Origin of the sequence: Mesorhizobium sp. Cs1299R1N1, assembly GCF_037179655.1 — a bacterium.
GTDB classification, from domain to species: domain Bacteria; phylum Pseudomonadota; class Alphaproteobacteria; order Rhizobiales; family Rhizobiaceae; genus Mesorhizobium; species Mesorhizobium salmacidum.
In genome coordinates, this window is sequence record NZ_JAPYKR010000006.1 from 396,585 (window position 1) to 419,355 (window position 22,771).

24 protein-coding genes are annotated in these 22,771 nt (G+C 63.9%); 14 read left to right on the top strand and 10 right to left on the bottom strand.

Annotation, left to right across the window (positions count from 1 at the left end):
* Positions 1 to 96: 96 nt before the first annotated feature.
* From O7A70_RS16155 to O7A70_RS16190, 8 genes are all read right to left on the bottom strand, one after another.
* On the bottom strand, positions 97 to 627 hold the full coding sequence (locus O7A70_RS16155; protein ID WP_337141234.1) for an NADPH-dependent FMN reductase: 531 nt from the start codon (positions 625 to 627) through the stop codon (positions 97 to 99).
* Positions 628 to 663: 36 nt separating this feature from the next.
* Positions 664 to 1,284: a pyridoxamine 5'-phosphate oxidase family protein gene (locus O7A70_RS16160; protein WP_337141235.1), complete on the bottom strand. Its 621-nt coding sequence runs from the start codon at positions 1,282 to 1,284 to the stop codon at positions 664 to 666.
* Positions 1,285 to 1,307: 23 nt separating this feature from the next.
* Positions 1,308 to 1,982, bottom strand: a complete 675-nt coding sequence (locus tag O7A70_RS16165; protein ID WP_140510351.1) for a septation protein A — start codon at positions 1,980 to 1,982, stop codon at positions 1,308 to 1,310.
* A gap of 57 nt (positions 1,983 to 2,039) precedes the next feature.
* Positions 2,040 to 3,884, bottom strand: coding sequence for a signal recognition particle-docking protein FtsY (gene ftsY / locus O7A70_RS16170; RefSeq protein WP_337141236.1), 1,845 nt, complete (start codon positions 3,882 to 3,884; stop codon positions 2,040 to 2,042).
* A gap of 12 nt (positions 3,885 to 3,896) precedes the next feature.
* Positions 3,897 to 5,222: a tRNA (N(6)-L-threonylcarbamoyladenosine(37)-C(2))-methylthiotransferase MtaB gene (gene mtaB, locus O7A70_RS16175; RefSeq protein WP_337141237.1), complete on the bottom strand. Its 1,326-nt coding sequence runs from the start codon at positions 5,220 to 5,222 to the stop codon at positions 3,897 to 3,899.
* A complete protein-coding gene (gene dapF, locus O7A70_RS16180) occupies positions 5,222 to 6,106 on the bottom strand; it encodes a diaminopimelate epimerase (RefSeq protein ID WP_337141238.1) in 885 nt (294 codons plus the stop codon). The genes mtaB and dapF overlap by 1 nt, the downstream gene beginning before the upstream one ends.
* A gap of 139 nt (positions 6,107 to 6,245) precedes the next feature.
* Complete coding sequence (locus O7A70_RS16185; RefSeq protein ID WP_013892243.1) at positions 6,246 to 6,407, bottom strand: DUF1328 family protein; 162 nt, start codon at positions 6,405 to 6,407, stop codon at positions 6,246 to 6,248.
* Positions 6,408 to 6,481: 74 nt separating this feature from the next.
* Positions 6,482 to 7,492 (bottom strand): MBL fold metallo-hydrolase, encoded by a 1,011-nt coding sequence (locus tag O7A70_RS16190; RefSeq protein ID WP_032935900.1) that lies wholly within the window; start codon positions 7,490 to 7,492, stop codon positions 6,482 to 6,484.
* A 209-nt stretch (positions 7,493 to 7,701) separates the two neighbouring features.
* Here O7A70_RS16190 and O7A70_RS16195 point away from each other — a divergent pair, with 209 nt between their 5' ends.
* The 3 genes from O7A70_RS16195 (at position 7,702) to zapE (ending at position 10,145) form a co-directional block, all read left to right on the top strand.
* Positions 7,702 to 8,145, top strand: a complete 444-nt coding sequence (locus O7A70_RS16195; protein ID WP_027145561.1) for a VOC family protein — start codon at positions 7,702 to 7,704, stop codon at positions 8,143 to 8,145.
* Between the two features lie 138 nt (positions 8,146 to 8,283).
* On the top strand, positions 8,284 to 8,823 hold the full coding sequence (locus tag O7A70_RS16200; RefSeq protein WP_140510339.1) for a protease inhibitor Inh/omp19 family protein: 540 nt from the start codon (positions 8,284 to 8,286) through the stop codon (positions 8,821 to 8,823).
* Positions 8,824 to 8,945: 122 nt separating this feature from the next.
* A complete protein-coding gene (gene zapE, locus O7A70_RS16205; protein WP_337141239.1) occupies positions 8,946 to 10,145 on the top strand; it encodes a cell division protein ZapE in 1,200 nt (399 codons plus the stop codon).
* A gap of 41 nt (positions 10,146 to 10,186) precedes the next feature.
* Here zapE and O7A70_RS16210 read toward each other — a convergent pair whose 3' ends face one another.
* Positions 10,187 to 10,615 (bottom strand): GNAT family N-acetyltransferase, encoded by a 429-nt coding sequence (locus tag O7A70_RS16210; protein ID WP_337141240.1) that lies wholly within the window; start codon positions 10,613 to 10,615, stop codon positions 10,187 to 10,189.
* Positions 10,616 to 10,828: 213 nt separating this feature from the next.
* On the opposite strand from O7A70_RS16210, the gene mdh reads away from it, so the two are divergent.
* The 11 genes from mdh to lpdA all read left to right on the top strand — a co-directional run bounded on the left by mdh (position 10,829) and on the right by lpdA (position 22,560).
* Positions 10,829 to 11,797: a malate dehydrogenase gene (gene mdh, locus O7A70_RS16215; RefSeq protein WP_015315009.1), complete on the top strand. Its 969-nt coding sequence runs from the start codon at positions 10,829 to 10,831 to the stop codon at positions 11,795 to 11,797.
* A gap of 46 nt (positions 11,798 to 11,843) precedes the next feature.
* Positions 11,844 to 13,037, top strand: a complete 1,194-nt coding sequence (sucC, locus tag O7A70_RS16220) for an ADP-forming succinate--CoA ligase subunit beta (protein ID WP_140510330.1) — start codon at positions 11,844 to 11,846, stop codon at positions 13,035 to 13,037.
* A gap of 4 nt (positions 13,038 to 13,041) precedes the next feature.
* A complete protein-coding gene (locus O7A70_RS16225) occupies positions 13,042 to 13,413 on the top strand; it encodes a cupin domain-containing protein (protein WP_337141241.1) in 372 nt (123 codons plus the stop codon).
* Positions 13,414 to 13,416: 3 nt separating this feature from the next.
* Positions 13,417 to 13,914: a DUF1579 family protein gene (locus O7A70_RS16230; protein WP_337141242.1), complete on the top strand. Its 498-nt coding sequence runs from the start codon at positions 13,417 to 13,419 to the stop codon at positions 13,912 to 13,914.
* 12 nt (positions 13,915 to 13,926) lie between these two features.
* Entirely contained in the window at positions 13,927 to 14,829 is a 903-nt protein-coding gene (sucD, locus tag O7A70_RS16235) for a succinate--CoA ligase subunit alpha (protein ID WP_027145554.1), read from the top strand.
* A 124-nt stretch (positions 14,830 to 14,953) separates the two neighbouring features.
* Positions 14,954 to 17,938, top strand: a complete 2,985-nt coding sequence (locus tag O7A70_RS16240; RefSeq protein ID WP_027145553.1) for a 2-oxoglutarate dehydrogenase E1 component — start codon at positions 14,954 to 14,956, stop codon at positions 17,936 to 17,938.
* Positions 17,939 to 17,985: 47 nt separating this feature from the next.
* Complete coding sequence (gene odhB, locus O7A70_RS16245) at positions 17,986 to 19,263, top strand: 2-oxoglutarate dehydrogenase complex dihydrolipoyllysine-residue succinyltransferase (protein WP_337141243.1); 1,278 nt, start codon at positions 17,986 to 17,988, stop codon at positions 19,261 to 19,263.
* 10 nt (positions 19,264 to 19,273) lie between these two features.
* Entirely contained in the window at positions 19,274 to 19,855 is a 582-nt protein-coding gene (locus tag O7A70_RS16250) for a hypothetical protein (protein ID WP_337141244.1), read from the top strand.
* Positions 19,856 to 19,906: 51 nt separating this feature from the next.
* On the top strand, positions 19,907 to 20,377 hold the full coding sequence (locus O7A70_RS16255) for a hypothetical protein (RefSeq protein WP_337141245.1): 471 nt from the start codon (positions 19,907 to 19,909) through the stop codon (positions 20,375 to 20,377).
* Positions 20,374 to 21,129 (top strand): SDR family oxidoreductase, encoded by a 756-nt coding sequence (locus tag O7A70_RS16260; protein WP_337141246.1) that lies wholly within the window; start codon positions 20,374 to 20,376, stop codon positions 21,127 to 21,129. Before O7A70_RS16255 ends, O7A70_RS16260 begins: the two co-directional genes overlap by 4 nt.
* Positions 21,130 to 21,153: 24 nt before the next feature.
* The gene (gene lpdA / locus O7A70_RS16265) at positions 21,154 to 22,560 is read left to right on the top strand and encodes a dihydrolipoyl dehydrogenase (protein ID WP_337141247.1); all 1,407 of its coding nucleotides are present in this window, start codon (positions 21,154 to 21,156) and stop codon (positions 22,558 to 22,560) included.
* Here lpdA and O7A70_RS16270 read toward each other — a convergent pair.
* The coding region (locus O7A70_RS16270; RefSeq protein WP_337141248.1) for a hypothetical protein at positions 22,557 to 22,771 on the bottom strand (215 nt) is incomplete at its 5' end. The genes lpdA and O7A70_RS16270 overlap by 4 nt on opposite strands.

Consider the following 22,771-nt stretch of genomic DNA (forward strand, 5'->3'; position numbering starts at 1 on the left):
GGATCGCCGTCCTTGCCAAGCTGGAGCACCCCTCATCCGACCTCGCTTCGCGAGGCCACCTTCTCCCACAAGGGGAGAAGGAAGTGAGGTCGTCGCTCAACGCGAGCGAATGAAATCCGCGAAGGCAGCCAGCGCGTCGCGCATGGCCAGCACGTTCGCCGGCTCCGCCAGAATGCTCGCCACCTCCGGCGGCTTCTTGCCGAGCAGGGCAATCTCCGGTCCGCCATCATAAAGCGCGAACGACATGGTGCGCATGATCTCGGCCAAAGCCGAGCGGGCATAGAGCGAGCGGGGCGAGGCGTGCGCCAGCATGGCCGGCTTGGCCACGGCGGCGTCGCGCGAGACCAGCCAGTCGAGCGCGTTCTTCAGTCCGCCCGGCACGCCATGGGCATATTCGGGGCAGGAGACGACGATGCCGTCGGCGCCGGTGACGGCATCGATCAGATCGGAAGCATCGCGTGGCGTCCGCTCGCCCTCGTCGTCGGGGTTGAAGATCGGCAGGCGGCCAAGTCCGTCATAGACGGTGACGCGACAGCCCTCGGGCGCGTTCAGCGCCAATGCCGCGACCAGGGCCGAATTGGTGGAGGCCGCCCGCAGGCTGCCTGAGATGGCAAGAAGATTGATCAAGATGGACAGGTCCGGGCGAATCGTGGGCCGAAAACCCTACCACATCGTCTGCTTGTACTCGTCGTCCAGCCAACGGTCGGTCGCCTCGGCCGAATCGGCCAATGCCAGTTGGTCGCGCAGGATCTGGCCGAGCGTCGGCAGCGTCGCGCGGTCGTACCAGCTCTCCGGCTTCCACAAATCGGAGCGCATGAAGGCCTTGGCGCAATGCATGTAGGCGGCCTTGACGGCGACCACGATGACGCTTTGCGGCGCCTTGCCGTCGACCGCGAGGCGCTCGCGCAAAGTGGCATCCACGGTGATGCGGGCTTCGCCGTTGACGCGCAGCGTCTCGTTCATGCCCGGGATGAGGAAGAGCAGCCCGACCGAGGGAGTGCGCAGGATGTTCTCCAGCGTATCCAGCCGGTTGTTGCCGGGCCGGTCGGGGATGGCGATCGTCTTCTCGTCGAGAATGGCGGTGAAGCCGGGCTTGTCGCCTTTCGGGGTGACGTCGGCATTGCCTTCGCCATCGGACGACCCGATCAGCACGAACGGGCTCTTGCCGATGAAGGAGCGGCAATGGCCGTCGAGCGCCTGCAGCTCCTTGCGGATCGAGCCATCGGTCGGGCGCGGGGTCTTGTAGATCGTCCGCAGCTCTTCCCGGGTGGTGACGAATTCCATGGCTCTCCCCTTTAGTCCCTGCCTTATTTGCCGGCTTTCTCTTCCCCGCCGGCCTTGTCGTCGAGCGAATGGCGCAGGATCAGCGGCATCTGGCTGAAGGTGAACAGAAGCGTGATCGGCATGATGCCCCAGACCTTGAAGGTAACCCAGGCGTCGGTGGAAAAATTGCGCCAGACGACTTCGTTGACGACGGCCAGGAACAGGAAGAACAGGCCCCAGCGGAAGGTGAGCTTGCGCCAGCCTTCGGCATCGAGTTTGAAGGCGGACTCGAAGACATAGCCGAGCAGCGAGCGGCCGAAGTACAAGCCGCCGAGCAGCACGCCGCCGAACAGCGTGTTGACGATGGTCGGCTTCATCTTGATGAAGATGTCGTCCTGCAGATAGAGCGTGAGCGCGCCGAAGATGAAGACGACGACGCCCGACACCATAGGCATGATCGGCAAGGTGCGGGTGAGCAGCCATGAGGCGATCAACGCGATCGCGGTCGCGGCCATGAACAGGCCGGTGGCGACGAAGATCGGGCCACCGAATTCAGCCAGAACGGGTAATTTCTGCGTCAGCCACTCGCCGCGCGCATTGGCGAAGAAGAAGACCATCAAGGGCCCGAGCTCCAGCACCAGCTTGAGCACGGGATTGACGCCTTCCTTCTTCTCTTTCTGCGGGTCGGACGGATCGCGTTCGAGAATGGGTGGGTTCATGGTATCCTTCTAACGCACGATCCAATCCGGAAGCCTCACTTCCGGCATCGTGCTTGTTCAAGCCACTCCAGCGATCGCCCTGGCGAATTCGCTTGCCGAGAAAGGTTCGAGGTCGTCGACCTGTTCGCCGACACCGATGAAATAGACCGGCAATCTGTGCTTTGCCGCGATCGCCACCAGAATACCGCCGCGCGCCGTGCCGTCCAGCTTGGTCATCACCAGGCCGTTGACGCCGGCGACGTTGCGGAAGATCTCAACCTGGTTGAGCGCGTTCTGGCCGGTGGTGGCGTCGACGGTCTGCAGCACCGTGTGCGGCGCATCCGGATCGAGCTTGCCCAGCACACGGACGATCTTTTCCAGCTCCGCCATCAGTTCGGTCTTGTTCTGCAGCCGGCCGGCGGTGTCGATGATCAGCACGTCCGAACCTGCCTCCTTAGCCCTCTCGAAGGCATCGTAGGCGAGACCGGCGGCATCGGCGCCGAGCTTTGAGGCAATGACGGGCGATTTCGTGCGTTCGCCCCAGATCTTCAGCTGTTCGATGGCGGCGGCGCGAAACGTGTCGCCGGCGGCCAGCATCACCGACAGGCCGCCATCGGTCAGCTTGGCGGCGAGCTTGCCGATCGTCGTGGTCTTGCCGGTGCCGTTGACGCCGACGACCAGGATGACATGCGGCTTGTGCGAGAGGTCGAGCTCGAGCGATTTCGCGACCGGGGCGAGCACCTTCTCCACCTCGGCCGCCATGACCGCGCGCACCTCTGTATCGGAGACGTCCTTGCCGTAGCGGCTGGAGGCCAGTGAATCAGTGACGCGCAGCGCCGTTTCCACGCCAAGATCGGCGCGGATCAGCACGTCCTCCAGGTCCTGCAGCGTCTCCTCGTCCAGCTTGCGCTTGGTGAAGACGCCGGCAATGTTGCCGGTCAGCTCGCGCGATGACCGGGCAAGCCCGTCCCGCATACGCTGGAACCAGGATCGCCTCGGCGCCGGCTCGGGCGCCTTCCGCGGCTCGGCCTTCTGCTCGACCTTCCTGGCGACCGTCACCTTGCCGGGCGCGGGTTTTGCCTCCGGTTGCGGAACCGATTGAGGCTCGGGCGCGATCTCGGCGATGACCGGTTGTGTTTCGACCGGCGCCGGCTGGCGGATGGGTGGCGCGATTTCCGCTGGTGGAATGCCTGGCTCGGTTTTGGCCGCTGGCGGTGGAAGAACCTCTTCCTTCTCTTCGTCACCATACGAGGAGAAGGTGCCGGCAGGCGGATGAGGGGCAGCCCCGGCCTCTGAAACTGGCTGCTCGACGCCGGCCGACGGAGGCACTTCAACCGGCGCCGCCGGTGGCACCTCGACCGGTGCGGGCACCTCGGCCGGCACTTCCACGGGCGGCGTCGGCACTTCGACGGGCGCGGGTTCCGGTTGCCTCTCGGGACGCGAGGGAACGATCTCCGGCTCGGATGGCGCGGGCGGGGGCACCTCTTGCGGCCGCGGTTCGGGCGCTGGCTCCGGAACGGCGGGCCGCGCCGGAATTTCCTCGGGCGCAGGCGGCTCGGCAGGGGTTTCCGGAGCAGGCTTTGGCACTTCCGCGGGCTTGGGTTCAGGCAAAGGCTCCGGGGTCGACGGAACGATCGGCTCCGGCGCGGGCGGAATGGTAGGGGCAGGCTCCGGTGTTGGCTCCTCGGCGGGCGCTGGCCTTACGTCCTCCTCCTCAACGGGAGGACGGGGCGCGGCCGCCGGAGCGGCTTCCGCCGCAGGCTCCTCGCGCTTCAAAAACTCCGGCAGGGCCTGCTCGGCCGCCGGCTTCAGCGCGTCGAACTGGTCCCAATTGATCGGCGGCAGCGGGGCGGTCTCGTCGATCCGCTCCTCGACGACCTCCTTCTTGCCGAACGAAAATATCTTCTTGAAAAAACCAGCCATGCTTTTGCGTTCTCAGGCGGCGTGGGCGGCAAGCGGCGTCGCCATCAGCCGAGCGCCATCGTGGCCGGTTATATCAGCTTCGACGATCTCTCCCGGCGCGCCGGTGCCGAGTGCGGCAAGCGTGAACCCTTCGGTGCGGCCAAGGCCGTCGCGCTCGATCAGGATCGACTGGCGGCTTCCGGCGAGCGAACACAGATGCCTGATATAGGCTGCTTCGCCGGCGGCGCGCAGCCGGGCGGCGCGCTGCTTGACCAGCTCGCGGCGAACCTGCGGCATGCGCGCGGCGGGTGTGCCTTCGCGCGGTGAAAACGGAAAGACGTGGAGATGGGTCAGGCCGCATTCCTCGACGATCTCCAGCGAATTCTCGAACATGGCGTCGGTCTCGGTCGGGAAGCCCGCGATGATGTCGGCGCCGAAAACAATACCCGGACGCAGCTTGCGCACATCCTCGCAAAAGCGGATCGACTGATCGCGCAGGTGCCGGCGCTTCATGCGCTTTAGGATCATGTCATCGCCCGACTGCAGCGACAGATGCAGATGCGGCATCAGCCGCGGCTCGGTGGCGATGGCGTCGAGCAAGTCCTCGTCGGCCTCGATCGAATCGATGGAGGACAGCCTGAGCCGCCTCACGTCGGGCACCTGCCTGAGGATGGTCTTCACAAGCTTGCCGAGCTTCGGCGCACCCGGCAGGTCGGCTCCGAAAGAAGTCATGTCGACGCCGGTCAGTACGATCTCGGCATAACCGTTGCCCGCCAGCCGCTTGACCTGCTCGACCACGGCGCCCATCGGCACCGAGCGCGAATTGCCGCGGCCATAGGGGATTATGCAGAAGGTGCAGCGATGGTCGCAGCCGTTCTGCACCTGCACGAAGGCACGTGCCCGGCCCTCGATGGCGTCGACCATGTGGCCGGCGGTCTCGCGCACCGAGAAGATGTCGTTGACGCGCGCCTTCTCGGTGTCGTTGACGCCGAAATCCGGCAGCGCGCGATAGGAGTTGGCCTTGAGCTTCTCCTCATTGCCAAGGACCAGATCGACCTCGTCCATGGCGGCGAATTTTTCTGGCTCGGTCTGCGCGGCGCAGCCAGTGACGATGATGCGCGCGGCCGGGTTGTCGCGGCGCGCCTTGCGGATCGCCTGCCTGGCCTGGCGCACCGCTTCGCCAGTGACGGCGCAGGTGTTGAAGATCACGGCGCCACCTGCCAGCGCGGCGAGGCCCGCAGTTTCGGCCTCGCGCCGCATCACTTCGGACTCGTAGGTGTTGAGGCGGCAGCCGAAGGTCACCACGTCGATGCTGCCGGGCTGCTTCGCCACGTCGACGCCTTTGGCAAGAGCGGACATCAGGCCGCGCTTTCGGTATCGCGGGCCCATTGTCCGGTCGACGGATCGAAGCTGCCGGAAAATTCCCATTCGGCCGCGCCGGTCAGGATGACGTGGTCGTCATCGCGCCACTCAACATGCAGCGTGCCGCCGCCCGGGGTCAAAAGGTTGACGCTGCGGCCGGTGCGCCTGGTGCGGGCCGCTGCAACGACAGCCGCGCAGGAGGCGGTGCCGCAAGCCTTGGTCAGGCCGGCGCCGCGCTCCCAGGTGCGGATGATCATGCTGTCGGGTGAGGTCACCTGCGCGATGGTTATGTTGGCGCGCTCGGGAAAGATCGGATGATTTTCCAGCAGCGGGCCGAAACGGTCGAGTTCATAAGTCCAGACGTCGGCGTCGACCCAGAAGATGGCGTGCGGATTGCCCATCGAGACGGCGGAGGGCGAATGCAGCACCGGCGCCTCGATCGGGCCGACCTGCAATTCGATCATGCGGGTGTCGCGGAACTCCTCGGCCAGCGGAATATCCCGCCAGCCGAAGCGCGGCGTGCCCATGTCGACCGAAATCGAGCCGTCGGCATGTTCGCGGGCATTGAGGACGCCGGCCACGGTCTCGAAGGTGAAGGTCTTCTCGCCGGTCTCGGCGGCCAGTGCCTGGACGACGCAGCGCATGCCGTTGCCGCAAGCCTGCGCGCCGGACCCGTCTGAATTCAGGATGTCGACGAAATAGGCGGTGCCCGGCGTCCTGGCGTCATGGATCGCCATGATTTGGTCGAACCGCGTCGCCGCGTCGCCATTGAGCGCGATGGCAGCCGCGGCCGTCACCCGATCCGCACGGCCGCGCATGTCGGCAACGATGATCTCGTTGCCGATGCCGTTCATCTTGGCGAAAGGGGCCGTGCCTGCCATTGCTCCGAAAATTCCATGTCCGTTCGGCGCTATATGGCGGAAACGGGCAGGAATTACCAGTGCGCAGCCGCTTTCACGGCGAAGGCGCCGGACCGACATCACGGCAAGGCGCCGGACCGAAGTCACGGCGAAGCCGGACTTACGTCACCGCGAAGACCCCGAACAAGATCAACAGGAAGATGATGAGCACGATGCCGATGAGAATACGCGCGCCGGTGGCGGCGGCGCCGGCCAGCGCCGGCATGCCGAGCAGGCTCGCCGCGGCGGCGATGATCAGGAGAATGATGATCCATCTAAGCATGGGAACGCCTCGCAAGCGGAACACATTGAAACCGGTTGAAAAACGCGGCTGTCGAGCTTGGGTTCCCGAGGCCATCAAATCCGGGGCACTTCCCAGACTTCGCCGGGCCGCAAGGCACGGAAATGCTCTCGCGGCAGGCCTTCGGCGTCCAGCGCTTCGACCAGTTTCCGGACCGGCTCGTCGAACGGCTCGTCGGTGAGCTGGAAGGTGCCCCAATGGCAGCCGGCGGCGAAGGCGGCGTTGCACAATAACATGCCCCGGACCGCTTCCTCGGGGTTCTGGTGCTGAGGCGCCATGAACCAGCGTGGCTCGTAGGCACCGATCGGCAGGATGGCGAAGCGGAACCCGCCATGTTTTTCCGCCATCAGCCGGTAGTTGATGCCATCGTGGAAGCCGGTATCGCCGGCAAAATAGATCTTTCCGCCCGGCGTCTCGATGACGAAGCCCGCCCACAATGCCATGCGCCGGTCGCGCGCCCCGCGCGCCGACCAGTGATGCGCGGGCTCGACGTGGATGGCGGTGCCTTCGCCGGCATCGACCCTGTCGCCCCAGTCATGCGCGGAAAGCCGCATGCCGGGCACGGCGGCGGCGATGATGGCATCGTTGCCGAGCGGCGTCACCACCAGCGGATCGTGCGTCTCCTTCAACTGCCTCAGCGTTGCAAGGTCGAGATGATCGTAATGGTTGTGGCTGACCAGCACGAGGTCGACCGCCGGGAGATCGCCAAAAGCGATACCCGGCGGATTGACGCGTCTGGGTCCCACAAAGGAGAACGGCGAGGTGCGTCGCGACCAGACCGGATCGGTGAGGATGTTCAGCCCGGCGGTCTGGATCAGCAAGGTGGCATGGCCGACCATGGTCACGGTCAGATCGGCGCCTTGAACCGTTGCGACCGGCTTTGCCTGCGCAAAGGGGCTCGGGCTGGCAGCCGGCCATTTCGCGCGTTGGCCGCCGAACTGCCATTTCAACAGGTCCGTGAAGGGGCCGGGCATCCGGCCGCCGGGATTGAAGAACAGGGTGCCGTCGAAATGATCGCTGGGCGGGCCGCTGTAGTAGCGGTTGGCGGCTTTCTGTCTCGCGGCCAAGGTCTGCGCTCCAGCGGGTTTCGGTGAACTCTTTTTTCACGCACTCCCTGGGGAAAGCGCTACGCATTTTTCCCGGGAAAACCACTGCGCACTTTTCCTGGAACTGCTCTTAGACATAAGCCCCGCCGCGGCTGGCGCAAGCGTTTGCCGGCCGAAGGCCAAGGGCGGCGAAGCGGTCTCGGCTAGGATCAGACCGGGAGGAAGACGCCATGGCGATGAAGCGGACCAAGACGCCCTGGATGAAAGCCGAGGATTTCGGCCGTTCGCTGCCGCGCGGCATCGGCGTCAATCTGCTGGTATCGGACATGGCGGCGATGGAAGCCTTCTGCCGCGACGTGCTTGGCGCCCGCATCGTCTATGCTGACGAGGATTTCGCCGCGATCGAGCTTCTGGGGTCGGTGTTCATGCTGCATGCCGACCATTCCTATCTCGACAATCCGATGACGGGCTCCATCACCGGCGCCGAGACGCGCGGCGCCGGCATCGAACTGCGCCTTTATGGCGCCGATCCCGACGCGGTCGAGGCGGCGGCGCTGGACCATGGCCACATCGTGCTGGCCGGCGCGATCGACAAACCGCATGGTCTGCGCGAGTGCTTTATCGTTGGACCGGACGGATATGTGTTCGTGCCGAGCGCGCCGCTCGCCGGATGAGTGCGATAAATTTGCAACAATTCGTTCCGCAAACCCTATTTTAACCATATCGGGTTGAAATTTCGCCACCTTCTCCATCTTGGTGGAGGTGAGATTGCGCGGACGGCGTCCCCCCAGCCGAATCCGACGGAGGTTGTAATGAATTTTTCGAAAGGCGGCCTGGTGGCCGTATCCCTGGCGGCACTCGTTGCGAGCGGCTGCTCAACCTCACGCTTCTCGTCGATGGACGACCAGCAACCAGCACCGTTGCAGCCGGCGCCTGCCGGCCAGGTGAGCTCGAATCAGCTTCCGCCGCCGGCCTCGCCCGGCACCACCGACCCGTCGCAATTCCCGACCGCGCCGGCGAACACGCAGGTTGCCTCGCTGCCGCCGGATGGCGCGGCGCCGGCAGGCGCCGCGGATCTCAACGCGGCAAGCGTCGCCGGTGTCTGGAACGTCAGCGTCTCCGGCCAGAGCTGCAAGGTGGCGACGCCGCAGACCAAATTCGGCGCCGGCTTCCGCGCCGGACCGCTGCATTGCCCGGCGCCGATCGATGGCATCAAGTCTTGGAACGTCGCCGGCAAGCAGCTGACGCTCTATGACGAGAACGGCGGCTCGCTGGCGCGGCTCTATTCGTCGGGCGGTTCGAAATTCGACGGCCAGACTTCCAACGGACAACCGATCTCGCTTACAAGATAGGCTGGGGTATGCTGATATTCAGGTGATGCCGGCTTGCGAATGGCGGCTCGGCCTGACCCGAATCCCAACATGCGCCCTCTCGCTCTCTCTGGGGCGTCCTGCTTTGAACAACGACGTGACCGATGCATCTGCGTGACGGCCTCCAGACCCATGCGACCGTCAGGCAACGCTACGATCATCTGGTGGAAACCGGCGCGATCGGGCGCGATGCCGCGCAGGAAGGGATCGCCGCCGCGCTCGACCGGCTGACCGTGGAGATCTCGGCCAAGCGGCTGGCGCACAAGTCCAGTGCGCTGGGCTGGCTCTTTGCCCGCAGGCGCGAGACGCATGAGGCGGTCAAGGGCCTCTACATCCATGGCGGCGTCGGCCGCGGCAAGACCATGCTGATGGACATGTTCTTCGAGCTCTTGCCGGTCAGGCGCAAGCGCCGCGTCCATTTCAACGACTTCATGGCCGACGTTCAGGACCGCATCCAGAAGCACCGGCAGGCGCGCAAGGAGGGCACGGCCAGGGAAGACGATCCGATCCCGCCGGTGGCCAAGGCGCTCGCCGAGCAGGCCTGGGTGCTGTGCTTCGACGAGTTCTCGGTCACCGACATCGCCGACGCCATGATCCTGTCCAGACTGTTCTCGGCACTGTTCGCCAATGGGGTCGTGCTGGTCGCCACCTCGAACGTGGCGCCGCAAAACCTCTACCGTGACGGGTTGAACCGCCAGCTTTTCCTGCCGTTCATCGCCATATTGGAACGCCACACGCAGGTGTTGTCGCTGGACAGCGACAAGGACTACAGGCTGGAAAAGCTCGCCCGCACGCCAGTCTATGTCACGCCTGCCGATGCGGCGGCCGACCAGGCGCTCGACGAGGCCTGGCAGGCGATGACGCGCGGGGCGGCGACGGCCGAGACGTCGCTGACGCTGAAGGGCCGCAAGGTCGCGGTGCCGGCCGCCGCCGGCGATGCCGCGCGTTTCTCCTTCGCCGATCTCTGCGAAAAGCCACTCGGCGCGCGCGATTATTTGGCCATCGCCGGCCGGTTTTCGACCGTCTTCATCGACCATGTGCCGGCGCTGGGTGAAGGCAAGCGCAACGAGGCAAAACGCTTCATCCTGTTGATCGACACGCTCTACGACCATCATACGCGCCTTGTGGTGAGCGCCGAGGCGCCGCCGCACGAGCTTTATGTGGCCAAGCGCGGCGTCGAGGTGTTCGAATTCGAGCGCACGGCCTCACGACTGATCGAGATGCAGAGCCACGATTGGCTGGAGGATTGGGCGGAGCGGCGGAAGGCGAAGGCGGCCCCAGCGGAAGCGCGGGCGCAGGCCTGAAATATCCGGAAGCCGCGTTCCTTCGCGCCAGCTTAGAAAATCTACAGCCCGTACACATACATCACAAAGCTCTTCGCCTCGTCATGCGGTTCCTTGCGTGCTTCATAAAGCGCCCGGGCGGGCAGATTGTCTGGCTCGGTGCCGACCCAGGCCTCCTCGCAGCCGTGCTCGCGGCCGAGCGCGAACATGGCGTCCAGCATTTTGCGCGCAATGCCCCGGCGCTGAAAGGCCGGCGAGACCCCGACTTCGTCGATATAAAGTTCGGTCGGCTTGTCCGGGTGGCGGTGGATGACCGCCGCGCATTGGCCGACGACAACGTCCCCGGCCAGGGCGACGATCATGAAATGGCCTGATTGCGCGAGATAGCTGGCAAGGCGATCGAGCCGCACCGGCTCGTCGAACACATCGTCGGCAACCCGCATCACAAGGGTGTCATCGCCGGGATTGAGCCTTCTGATCTCGACCGTCATTGTGTAAATTCTCCCAAGTCGGCTTACAAATTTTGACGTTTACGTAAACCCCAAACACTCTAACCGATTGAAAATGCAGGGGTCGAAATAATCGTTTGAATTTATTCTGCACCGGAGCTATTGGGTGCGGCGAAATTCGCGGTCCCCGCAGCATTCCGGCCTCTTCCTCGACGCCGTGTTGGCGCGTCACAGACAAAGGGAAATCATCCTCACATGGCACGCAACAAGATAGCGCTTATCGGCTCTGGCATGATCGGCGGCACGCTCGCCCACATGATCGGCCTCAAGGATCTCGGTGACGTGGTCCTGTTCGATATCGCCGAGGGTATCCCGCAAGGCAAGGGGCTCGATATAGCGCAGTCGTCGCCGGTCGATGGCTTCGATTCCCGGCTGACCGGCGTCAATGACTATGCCGGCATCGAGGGTGCGGACGTGTGCATCGTCACCGCCGGCGTGCCGCGCAAGCCGGGCATGAGCCGCGACGACCTGCTGGGCATCAATTTGAAGGTCATGGAGCAGGTCGGCGCCGGGCTGAAGAAGTACGCGCCGAAGGCCTTCGTCATCTGCATCACCAACCCGCTCGACGCCATGGTGTGGGCGCTGCAGAAGTTTTCGGGCCTGCCCAAGACTCATGTGGTGGGCATGGCCGGCGTGCTCGACAGCGCGCGTTTCCGTTACTTCCTGGCCGAGGAATTCAAGGTCTCGGTCGAGGACGTCACCGCCTTCGTGCTCGGCGGCCACGGCGATTCCATGGTGCCGATGATCCGTTATTCGACGGTGTCGGGCATTCCGCTTCCCGACCTGATCAAGATGGGCTGGACTTCGAAGGAAAAACTCGACCAGATCGTGCAGCGCACCCGTGATGGCGGCGCCGAGATCGTCGGCCTGCTCAAGACCGGCTCGGCCTATTACGCACCGGCGGCTTCGGCGATCCAGATGGCCGAATCCTATCTCAAGGACAAGAAGCGCGTGCTGCCTTGCGCGGCGCACCTCTCGGGCCAGTATGGCGTCAAGGGCACCTATGTCGGCGTGCCCGTGGTCATCGGTGCCGGCGGTGTCGAGCGCGTCATCGAGATCGACCTCAACAAGGCCGAGCAGAAGATGTTCGAGGCTTCGGTGGCGACCGTGCAGGGCCTGACCGAGGCCTGTGTCAAGATCGCGCCGCAGCTCGCCTCGAAGTAACCCCGCCCAAACATCACCCCGGCAAACGACCTGGAGATAGTTCCCGATGAACATCCATGAATATCAAGGCAAGGCGCTGCTGAAGAGCTTTGGCGCGCCGGTGGCCGAAGGCGTGCCGGTGTTCAAGGCAAGCGAGGCGGAAGCCGCGGCACAAGCGCTGCCCGGCCCGCTCTACGTGGTGAAGAGCCAGATCCATGCCGGCGGCCGCGGCAAGGGCAAATTCAAGGAGCTCGGCCCCGACGCCAAGGGCGGCGTGCGGCTGGCGAAGTCGGTCGCCGAGGTGGTGGCCAACGCCAACGAGATGCTCGGCCACACGCTGGTCACCAAGCAGACCGGCCCGGCCGGCAAGCAGGTCAATCGCCTCTATATCGAGGACGGTGCCGACATCGAGCGCGAGCTCTATCTCTCGATCCTGGTCGACCGCTCGGTCGGCCGCATCGCCTTCGTCGTCTCGACCGAGGGCGGCATGGACATCGAGGCGGTCGCGCACGACACGCCGGAAAAGATCATCACCGTCGCCATCGACCCGGAGAAGGGCGTTACGGCGGACGACGTGAAGGCGCTCAATGGCGCGCTGAAGCTCGACGGCGACGCGGCCAGGGATGGCGGCACGCTGTTCCCGATCCTCTACAAGGCGTTTGTCGAGAAGGACATGAGCCTGCTCGAGGTCAACCCGCTGATCGTGATGAAGAGCGGCCGCCTGCGCGTGCTCGACGCGAAAGTGTCCTTCGACAACAACGCGCTGTTCCGCCACCCCGATCTGATGGAACTGCGCGACACCACCGAAGAGGACGAGAAGGAGATCGAGGCGTCGAAATACGACCTCGCCTATGTCGCGCTCGACGGCAATATCGGCTGCATGGTCAACGGCGCCGGCCTTGCCATGGCGACGATGGACATCATCAAGCTCTATGGCGCCGAGCCCGCCAACTTCCTCGATGTCGGCGGTGGCGCTTCGAAGGAGAAGGTGACGGCGGCGTTCAAGATCATCACCAGGGACCCGGCCGTCAAAGGCATCTTGATCAACATCTTCGGCGGCATCATGAAGTGCGACATCATCGCCGAGGGCGTGATTGCAGCGGTCAAGGAAGTCGGGCTGAAAGTGCCGCTGGTCGTGCGCCTGGAAGGCACCAATGCCGAGCTCGGCAAGAAGATCATCAACGACAGCGGTTTGAACGTCGTGTCCGCCGATGATCTTGATGACGCGGCCAAGAAGATCGTTGCGGCGGTGCAGGGCTGAGACGGTGCCTCCGCGCAAGATAAATCTGGTCGAGGCGGCGGATCAAAAGATCACCGAGGTCTTTGATCCGCATATCGCCGGCGACGTCAATGACAGCCAGGCCAAGGTCGCCAAGTTCGGCGAGGCCTTCGACTGGCACGCGCATGACAATGAGGACGAAGCTTTCCTCGTGCTGCGCGGCAGGATCGCGATCGATTTCCGCGATGGTCCGGTCGAGCTCGGCGAGGGCGATTTCATCGTCGTGCCGCGCGGTGTCGAGCACCGGCCACGCTCGCTCACCGCAGAGCCCGTGGTGCTGATGTTCGAGCCGGCTACGACGCTCAACACCGGCAATGCCAAGAGCGATCTCACCGTCACCGATCTGAAGCGGCTCTGATCCATGAACGCGGCGTCCTTCTCTTCGCTCTCGGCCGACCATCAGCGCCTGCAGGCGCTGGTCGGCGCGTGGCGCGGCGAGGAAGAGGTGGCGGACACGCAATGGGCCGATGGCGGCATAGCGACCAGCGAAGTTTCGGCGGAAGCGGAGTTCGGCGGCCAGTTCGTGGTGCAGCGTTATCGTCAGCGTCGCGACGGCACGATTTCCTTCGGTTCGCACACCGTATTCGGCGTCGACCACCAGAACGGCGTCGTGACCATGCACCAGTTCGATTCGATGGGCTTCGTGCCGTTGTCGCCTGCCACGGGCACGTGGAACGGCAACGAACTGGTGCTGGAGCGGTCGTCGCCGCGCGGCTTTGCGCGTGTGACCTATATTTTCGACGATGCCGACACCTACCGCATGCGATTGCATTTCAAACCCGCCGGCAACGATGACTGGCAAGACATGGTGAGTGGCGCCTACCGGCGCGTCTCACCTTCCTCGATCAACGGTTTTTAGAAAAGGGCTCCGATGTCCATTCTCGTCGACAAGAACACCAAGGTGCTGGTGCAGGGCCTGACCGGCAAGACCGGCACGTTCCACACAGAGCAGGCGCTGGCCTATCACGGGACAAAGATGGTCGGCGGCATCCACCCGAAGAAGGGCGGCGAGACCTGGACCGGCGCGAAGGGCGAGAGCCTGCCGATCTTTGCCACGGTCGCCGAAGGCAAGGAAAGGACAGGCGCCAACGCCTCCGTCATCTACGTGCCGCCGGCGGGCGCGGGCGAAGCCATCATCGAGGCGATCGAGGCGGAGATCCCGCTGATCGTCTGCATCACCGAAGGCATTCCGGTGATGGACATGGTCAAGGTCAAGGCGCGGCTCGACCGCTCGACTTCGCGGCTGATCGGACCGAACTGTCCGGGTGTACTCACCCCCGACGAATGCAAGATCGGCATCATGCCCGGAAACATCTTCCGCAAGGGTTCGGTCGGCGTTGTTTCGCGCTCGGGAACACTTACCTATGAGGCCGTGTTCCAGACCACCAATGTCGGCCTCGGCCAGACCACCGCCGTCGGTATCGGCGGCGATCCTGTCAAGGGCACCGAGTTCATCGACATGCTCGAGATGTTCCTCGCCGACGATGAGACCAAGTCGATCATCATGATCGGCGAGATCGGCGGTTCGGCCGAAGAAGACGCCGCGCAGTTCCTCAAGGACGAGGCCAAGCGCGGCCGCAGGAAACCGATGGCGGGCTTCATCGCCGGGCGCACCGCGCCGGCCGGCCGCACCATGGGTCATGCGGGCGCGGTCATCTCCGGCGGCAAGGGCGGCGCCGAAGACAAGATCGCGGCGATGGAATCGGCCGGCATCAAGGTTTCGCCCTCGCCGGCGCGGCTGGGCACGACCTTGGTCGAGGCGATCAAGGGTTAAGTGAGTAGTGAATAGCGAATAGGGGAAACAGAGTAACGGCGCGGCTCAGGGAAGATCCCTACTCGCTATTCGCTACTCCCTATTCGCTCCAAACAGGAGACGGAGCCAGGCTCCGCGGACAAAAATGGCACGACAAGATCAGGCCAACGACCAATTCTCGCTTACCTCTTTCCTCTATGGCGGCAATGCTGACTATATCGACGCGCTCTACGCGGCGTATGAGGACGATCCCGCCTCGGTCAATCCCGAGTGGCAGGAGTTCTTCGCCGGACTGAAGGACGATGCCGGCGATGTGCGCAAGAACGCCAAGGGCGCCTCATGGGCCAAACCCTCCTGGCCGTTGCAGGCCAATGGCGAATTGGTGTCGGCGCTCGACGGCAATTGGGGCATCGTCGAAAAGCACCTGGAAAAGAAGGTCAAGGACAAGGCCGTCACCAACGGTGTCGTGCTGTCCGACGCCGATGTGCACCAGGCGACGCGCGATTCGGTGCGCGCCATCATGATGATCCGCGCCTTCCGCATGCGCGGCCATCTGCACGCCAATCTCGACCCGCTCGGCATTGCAAAGCTCGAAGACTATAACGAGCTTTCGCCGGAGAATTACGGCTTCACCGAAGCCGACTACGACCGGCCGATCTTCCTCGACAATGTGCTCGGGCTTGAATTCGGCAGCATCCGGCAGATGCTGGAAATCCTCAACCGCACCTATTGCTCGACGCTCGGCGTCGAGTTCATGCATATTTCCGATCCCGAGGAAAAGGCCTGGATCCAGGCGCGCATCGAGGGCGCCGACAAGGAGATTTCGTTCACCGCCACCGGCAAGAAGGCGATCCTGCAGAAGCTGGTCGAGGCGGAAGGCTTCGAGCAGTTCATCGACGTCAAGTACAAGGGCACAAAGCGCTTCGGTCTCGACGGCAGTGAATCGCTGATCCCGGCGCTGGAGCAGATCGTCAAGCGCGGCGGCCAGTTGGGCTTGAAGGAAATCGTGCTCGGCATGGCCCATCGCGGCCGCCTCAACGTGCTTTCCCAAGTGATGGCCAAGCCGCACCGCGCCATCTTCCACGAGTTCAAGGGCGGCTCCGCAGCCCCCGACGAGGTCGAAGGCTCGGGCGACGTCAAGTACCATCTCGGCGCCTCGTCGGACCGCGAGTTCGACGGCAACAAGGTGCACCTGTCGCTGACCGCCAACCCCTCGCATCTGGAGATCGTCGATCCCGTGGTGATGGGCAAGGCGCGCGCCAAGCAGGATTCCCTGTTCGGCCGTGGCCGCGAGGAAATCGTGCCACTGGAAGAGCGAGCCAAGGTGTTGCCGCTCTTGCTGCACGGCGACGCCGCCTTCGCCGGCCAGGGCGTGATCGCCGAAATCCTCGGCCTGTCGGGCCTGCGCGGCCACCGCGTCGCCGGCACGCTGCATTTCATCATCAACAACCAGATCGGCTTCACCACCAATCCGCGCTTCTCGCGCTCGTCGCCCTATCCGTCCGACGTCGCCAAGATGATCGAGGCGCCGATCTTCCACGTCAATGGCGACGACCCGGAAGCCGTGGTGCACGCCACCAAGGTGGCGATCGAGTTCCGCATGAAGTTCCACAAGCCGGTGGTCGTGGACATGTTCTGCTACCGCCGCTTCGGCCACAATGAAGGCGACGAACCGGCCTTCACCCAGCCGCTCATGTACCGCAACATCCGCACCCACAAGACGACGGTGCAGATCTATGGCGAGCGCCTGATCGCGGAAGGCCACATTACCCAGGCCGAGCTCGACCAGCTCAAGGCCGACTGGCGCGCGCATCTGGAAGCCGAATGGGAAGTCGGCCAGCACTACAAGCCCAACAAGGCCGACTGGCTCGACGGCGCCTGGTCGGGCCTGCGCACGGCCGACAACCAGGACGAGACAAGGCGCGGCAAGACCGCCGTGCCAGTCAAGACGCTGAAGGAAATCGGCAAGAAGCTGACCGAGGTGCCGAAGGATTTCGAGGCGCACAAGACGATTATCCGCTTCCTCGAGAACCGGCGCCAGGCGATCGAGTCCGGCGAAGGCATCGACTGGTCGACGGCGGAGGCGCTGGCCTTCGGCGCCATCCTGCTCGACGGCAATCCGATCCGGCTGTCGGGGCAAGATTCCGAGCGCGGCACCTTCTCGCAGCGCCATTCCGTGCTTTACGACCAGCGCGACGAGACCCGCTACATCCCGCTCAACAATCTGTCGGCGGCGCAGGCCGGTTACGAAGTCATCAACTCGATGCTGTCGGAAGAGGCGGTGCTGGGCTTCGAATATGGCTACAGCCTGGCCGAGCCGAAGGCGCTGACCCTGTGGGAAGCGCAGTTCGGCGACTTCGCCAACGGCGCCCAGGTGGTGTTCGACCAGTTCATCTCCTCGGGCGAGCGCAAATGGCTCAGAATGTCGGGCCTCGTCTGCCTGCTGCCGCATGGCTATGAAGGCCAGGGCCCGGAACATTCTTCGGCCCGGCTGGAGCGCTTCCTGCAGCTTTGCGCCGAAGACAATATGCAGGTCGCCAACTGCACGACGCCGGCCAACTACTTTCACATCTTGCGCCGGCAGCTGAAGCGCGACTTCCGCAAGCCGCTGATCCTGATGACGCCGAAATCGCTGCTGCGTCACAAGCGGGCGGTGTCGACGCTGCCGGAAATCTCGGGCGAAAGCTCGTTCCACCGGCTGCTGTGGGACGATGCCCAGCTGTTGCCAAACCAGGCGATCAAGCTCACCAAGGATTCCAAGATCCGCCGCGTCGTGCTGTGCTCGGGCAAGGTCTATTACGACCTCTATGAAGAGCGCGAGAAGCGCGGCATCAACGACATCTACCTGCTGCGCGTCGAACAGCTCTACCCGTTCCCGGCCAAGGCGCTGATCACCGAGCTGTCACGCTTCCGCAACGCCGAGATGGTGTGGTGCCAGGAGGAGCCCAAGAACATGGGCGCCTGGTCGTTCATCGATCCATATCTGGAATGGGTACTGGCGCATATCGACGCCAAGCATCAGCGGGTGCGCTACACCGGCCGGCCAGCGGCCGCATCGCCGGCGACCGGACTGATGTCGAAGCACCTTGCCCAGCTCGCCGCCTTGCTCGAAGACGCGCTCGGCGAATAAAGCAGACCTGGGCGAATAGAACTGAAGCGAAAGAACGGACAGGCACAATGGCTACCGAAATCCGCGTTCCCACCCTTGGCGAATCCGTCACCGAAGCGACCGTCGGCAAATGGTTCAAGAAGGTTGGCGATGCCATTGCCGCCGACGAGCCGCTGGTCGAGCTCGAGACCGACAAGGTGACGGTGGAGGTGCCTGCCGCCGCCGCAGGCACGCTCGGGGAAATCACTGTAAAAGAAGGCGAGACGGTCGGCGTCGGCGCGCTGCTCGGGTCGATTTCGGGCGGTGGGGCGGCTGCTCCCGCGACCAAGCCGCAAGCGGTGGCGCAGGCTTCGAGCCCCGACGCGGCGCAGACCACCAAGCAGGCCGCGGCAGAGACCGCCAAGGTTGCAGGCGACGCCGGCCCGGTCGAGCCGCGCACCATGCCGCCGGCGCCGGCAGCGGCAAAACTGATCGCCGAGAACAATCTGTCGGTCGACCAGCTTTCCGGCTCGGGCAAGCGCGGCCAGGTGCTGAAGGGCGATGTGCTCGACGCCATCTCCAAGGGCGCGCCGTCGCAGCCGGCCGAAACGCCAAAAGCGGCGCCAGCCCCGGTTGCGGTTCGGGCGCCGTCTTCGGGCGACGATGCTTCGCGTGAAGAGCGCGTGCGCATGACCAAGCTGCGCCAGACCATCGCGCGCCGGCTGAAGGAAGCGCAGTCGACCGCAGCCATGCTGACCACCTTCAACGAGGTCGACATGTCGGCGGTGATGGCGCTCAGGGCCAAATACAAGGACGTGTTCGAGAAGAAGCACGGCGTGAAGCTCGGCTTCATGGGCTTCTTCACCAAGGCCGTCACGCACGCGCTGAAGGAAATCCCTTCGGTCAATGCCGAGATCGACGGCACCGACATCATCTTCAAGAATTATGCCCATATCGGCGTCGCGGTCGGCACCGAAAAGGGTCTGGTGGTTCCGGTCGTACGCGATGCCGACCAGATGTCGATTGCCGAGATCGAGAAGGATATCGGCCGGCTGGGCATTGCCGCGCGTGACGGCAAGCTGTCGGTGGCGGATATGCAGGGCGGCACCTTCACCATCTCCAATGGTGGCGTCTACGGCTCGCTGATGTCGACGCCGATCCTCAACGCGCCGCAATCTGGCATTCTCGGCATGCACAAGATCCAGGACCGGCCGGTCGTGGTCGGCGGCCAGATCGTGATCCGGCCGATGATGTACCTGGCGCTCAGCTACGATCACCGCATCGTCGACGGCAAGGAAGCCGTAACCTTCCTGGTGCGCGTCAAGGAAAGCCTGGAGGATCCCGAGCGGCTGGTACTCGATTTGTGAGGGATCCGGGATGGCTGAGCCCACCGAGCCGATCGACCTGTTCGAGCTTGTAACGACAGGCCGGGCGGGGCCGATTGAACTTGGCAAAAGTAGCCGTGAAACGGTTCGAGGATTGATCGAGCCGGAGGATTTGCGGGCGGATAACCATTATCGCCACGGAGACACCGATTCGGCGTGGTGCATCTATGGTCGAAATTGCGAGTTCTTCTTCAGTCCCGATTTTCGCTTGCGGTCGATCAGCGTCGAACCTGTCTTCGGAAGGGTGCAATCGGGTGGGACGATGCCGATCTGGCACGGTCATCTCGATGTTGATGTGGGGCGGCATCCAGCAATTTTTGCAGGCACAAGGCCGATAGCCATACATACTTTACCCAAGGCACTGCAGTTCCTGAACGAGCGCGAATTCAAGTGGGCAATCGGCAGCAGTGGTGAGCGCGATATTAATATCGAGATTGCGGAGAGTTCTCGCATCTTGACCCTCAAATACGAGGTGAACACCATTCCGGTCGACGGCGATAAAAACGTTGTCTTCGAGATCGATTATTTCTTGTCTGCGATTTTCATCCTCGATCGCGATGTTCAAGGCGGGTAGATAACAGTGAGGGTCCGTTCCTTCCTGTTCGAAAGCTTGTCGACTGCGTCGATGGCAGTCGCTGCGGCGGCCCTTCCAGCAGCGGCGTTCGGCGCCTGTCCGGTCGAGCTTGCCGTGTATGGCGACAGCCAAAGCGGCGCCGAGATCGACTTTACCCCGACAGGCACGTCGGCCACCGTCACCAACACGTTGCGGATGATCCTCGACAACAATGTGGTGCTGAACGGCATCGTCATGTGGAACGAGGGCGTGTCGCGGCCGAATGGCGCTCTGATGCACAAATGCCCCGAGGGCGATGTCACGGGCGAGGAGCTTGCCGCCTGCACGCTGTGGAACGGCGTCATCTACACGTCCGACGACAAGGGCACTGTCGGGCTTTTGCCGGCCGAGGGCGTCGAGGCGCCGAAGACGCTGATCCTGCCCGATCTCGGGCCGGCGTTGCGGCAATCCCGGGCCTATGGCGGCAGCGGTTTTTCGAAAGTGCCGTCGGATGTGTTCGCGATGAAGGGATGCCAGGAATGAGCGCGACGCAAAAAGTGCTGCTGGTCACCGGCGGCAGCCGTGGCATCGGCGCTGCCATCTGCCGGCTGGGAGCCAAGGCTGGCTATCGCGTCGCGGTCAATTACGCCTCCAGCAAGGCTGCGGCAGATGCGCTGGTTGCCGAGATCAAGGCCGGCGGCGGCGAAGCTGTTGCCGTCAGGGGCGATGTCGGCAAGGAAACCGATATCGTGGCCATGTTCGGCGCTGTCGACCACGCCTTTGGCCGGCTCGACGCCTTCGTCAACAATGCCGGCATCGTCGACGTCAAGGCGCGCGTCGACGAGATGGATGTGTCGCGGCTGGAACGCATGATGCGCATCAATGTGGTGGGCTCGTTCCTGTGCGCCCGCGAGGCCGTCAAGCGCATGTCGACGCGGCATGGCGGGTCGGGCGGATCGATCGTCAACATCTCGTCGGCGGCAGCGACGCTGGGCTCGCCGGGCGAATATGTCGACTATGCAGCCTCCAAGGGCGCCATCGACACCTTCACCATCGGTCTCGCCCGCGAGGTGGCGCTGGAAGGCATCCGCGTCAATGCGGTGCGGCCGGGCATCATCGACACCGACATCCATGCCTCCGGCGGCCAGCCCGACCGGATAGAACGGTTCCGCGACCTGCTGCCGATGAAGAGAGCAGGCACGGCGGATGAAGTCGCCGGCGCGGTCCTCTATCTTTTATCCGATGCCGCGTCCTATACGACGGGCGCGATCCTGAATGTCAGCGGCGGCCGCTGAGCCCCAAGCAAAAGGGAAATAAACATGGCTTATGACGTGGTTATCATCGGCTCGGGACCGGGCGGCTATGTCTGCGCCATCAAGGCGGCGCAGCTCGGGCTGAAGGTCGCGGTGGTCGAGAAGAACGCGACCTTCGGCGGCACCTGCCTCAACATCGGCTGCATCCCGTCCAAGGCGCTGCTTCATGCCTCCGAGATGTTCGCCGAGGCCGGTCATTCCTTCGACACGCTCGGTGTCGAAATCCCGGCACCCAAGCTGAACCTGAAGAAGATGATGGCGCACAAGGACGCGACGGTGTTGTCCAACGTCAATGGCGTCGCCTTCCTGTTCAAGAAGAACAAGATCGACAGCTTCCGCGGCACCGGCAAGGTGGTCGCCGCCGGCAAGGTCTCGGTGACCGGCGAGGACGGCAAGGTCGAGGAGATCGAGACCAAAAACATCGTCATCGCCACCGGGTCCGATGTCGCCGGCATTCCCGGCGTCAAGGTCGATTTCGACGAGAAGATCATCGTGTCGTCGACCGGCGCGCTGTCGCTGGAAAAGGTGCCTGGTCATCTGGTGGTGGTCGGCGGCGGCGTCATCGGGCTCGAGCTCGGCTCGGTCTGGGCACGGCTCGGCGCCAAGGTCACGGTGGTCGAGTTCTTCGACACCATTTTGGGCGGCATGGACGGCGAGGTGTCGAAACAGTTCCAGCGGCTGCTCTCCAAACAAGGTTTTGAGTTCAAGCTCGGCGCCAAGGTCACCGGTGTCGCCAAGGCCAAGAAGGGCGCGACCGTTACCTTCGAGCCGGTCAAGGGTGGTGCCGCCGAAACGATCGATGCCGACGTGGTGCTGATCTCGACCGGACGCCGCGCCTTTTCGGATAGCCTCGGTCTCAAGGACGCTGGCGTCGACGTCGACGAGCGCGGCCGGGTCAAGACCGACGGGCATCTCAGGACCAATGTTCCCGGCGTCTATGCCATCGGCGATGTCATCGCCGGGCCGATGCTGGCGCACAAGGCCGAGGACGAGGGCGTGGCGGTGGCCGAGACCATCGCCGGACAGGCCGGGCATGTGAACTATGAGGTCATTCCGAGCGTGGTCTACACCACTCCGGAGATCGCCTCGGTCGGCAAGACCGAGGAAGAGCTGAAGAAGGCCGGCATCGACTACAAGGTCGGCAAGTTTCCCTTCACCGCCAATGGCCGCGCGCGCGCCATGCTGCACACCGACGGGTTCGTGAAGATCCTGGCCGACAAGCAGAGCGACCGCGTGCTCGGCGTCCATATCGTCGGCTTCGGCGCCGGCGAGATGATCCACGAGGCGGCGGTGCTGATGGAGTTCGGCGGCTCGTCGGAAGACCTGGCCCGCACCTGCCACGCGCATCCGACGATGTCGGAAGCGGTGAAGGAAGCGGCGCTGGCCTCGTTCTTCAAGCCGATCCACATTTAGATCGCCTTGATATTCAGGTGATGCCGGCCTGCCAACGGCGGGTTCCTGCGCTTCCCCGTTCTACTGCGTCGCAGTAGAACTGTACTCATATGTGGACGGCCCCCTGCTTGCAAGGTTTTGGCTGAAGATGATTTGATCGGATCGCTTGCGCTCATATGTCCGGCCTTTTGCGCGCGGATATGTGAGCGCTGGCCTAGATGGGCTTCACGGA

Bases quoted from the DNA above. Each gene is read 5' to 3' on its own strand.
- O7A70_RS16165 (WP_140510351.1), bottom strand. From the start codon at position 1,982: ATGAACCCACCCATTCTCGAACGCGATCCGTCCGACCCGCAGAAAGAG.
- O7A70_RS16210 (WP_337141240.1), bottom strand. From the start codon at position 10,615: ATGACGGTCGAGATCAGAAGGCTCAATCCCGGCGATGACACCCTTGTG.
- lpdA (WP_337141247.1), top strand. From the start codon at position 21,154: ATGGCTTATGACGTGGTTATCATCGGCTCGGGACCGGGCGGCTATGTC.
- dapF (WP_337141238.1), bottom strand. From the start codon at position 6,106: ATGGCAGGCACGGCCCCTTTCGCCAAGATGAACGGCATCGGCAACGAG.
- zapE (WP_337141239.1), top strand. From the start codon at position 8,946: ATGCATCTGCGTGACGGCCTCCAGACCCATGCGACCGTCAGGCAACGC.
- ftsY (WP_337141236.1), bottom strand. From the start codon at position 3,884: ATGGCTGGTTTTTTCAAGAAGATATTTTCGTTCGGCAAGAAGGAGGTC.
- O7A70_RS16250 (WP_337141244.1), top strand. From the start codon at position 19,274: ATGGCTGAGCCCACCGAGCCGATCGACCTGTTCGAGCTTGTAACGACA.
- O7A70_RS16185 (WP_013892243.1), bottom strand. From the start codon at position 6,407: ATGCTTAGATGGATCATCATTCTCCTGATCATCGCCGCCGCGGCGAGC.
- mdh (WP_015315009.1), top strand. From the start codon at position 10,829: ATGGCACGCAACAAGATAGCGCTTATCGGCTCTGGCATGATCGGCGGC.
- mtaB (WP_337141237.1), bottom strand. From the start codon at position 5,222: ATGTCCGCTCTTGCCAAAGGCGTCGACGTGGCGAAGCAGCCCGGCAGC.
- O7A70_RS16160 (WP_337141235.1), bottom strand. From the start codon at position 1,284: ATGGAATTCGTCACCACCCGGGAAGAGCTGCGGACGATCTACAAGACC.
- O7A70_RS16195 (WP_027145561.1), top strand. From the start codon at position 7,702: ATGGCGATGAAGCGGACCAAGACGCCCTGGATGAAAGCCGAGGATTTC.
- sucC (WP_140510330.1), top strand. From the start codon at position 11,844: ATGAACATCCATGAATATCAAGGCAAGGCGCTGCTGAAGAGCTTTGGC.
- O7A70_RS16240 (WP_027145553.1), top strand. From the start codon at position 14,954: ATGGCACGACAAGATCAGGCCAACGACCAATTCTCGCTTACCTCTTTC.
- O7A70_RS16200 (WP_140510339.1), top strand. From the start codon at position 8,284: ATGAATTTTTCGAAAGGCGGCCTGGTGGCCGTATCCCTGGCGGCACTC.
- sucD (WP_027145554.1), top strand. From the start codon at position 13,927: ATGTCCATTCTCGTCGACAAGAACACCAAGGTGCTGGTGCAGGGCCTG.
- O7A70_RS16230 (WP_337141242.1), top strand. From the start codon at position 13,417: ATGAACGCGGCGTCCTTCTCTTCGCTCTCGGCCGACCATCAGCGCCTG.
- O7A70_RS16260 (WP_337141246.1), top strand. From the start codon at position 20,374: ATGAGCGCGACGCAAAAAGTGCTGCTGGTCACCGGCGGCAGCCGTGGC.
- odhB (WP_337141243.1), top strand. From the start codon at position 17,986: ATGGCTACCGAAATCCGCGTTCCCACCCTTGGCGAATCCGTCACCGAA.
- O7A70_RS16255 (WP_337141245.1), top strand. From the start codon at position 19,907: ATGGCAGTCGCTGCGGCGGCCCTTCCAGCAGCGGCGTTCGGCGCCTGT.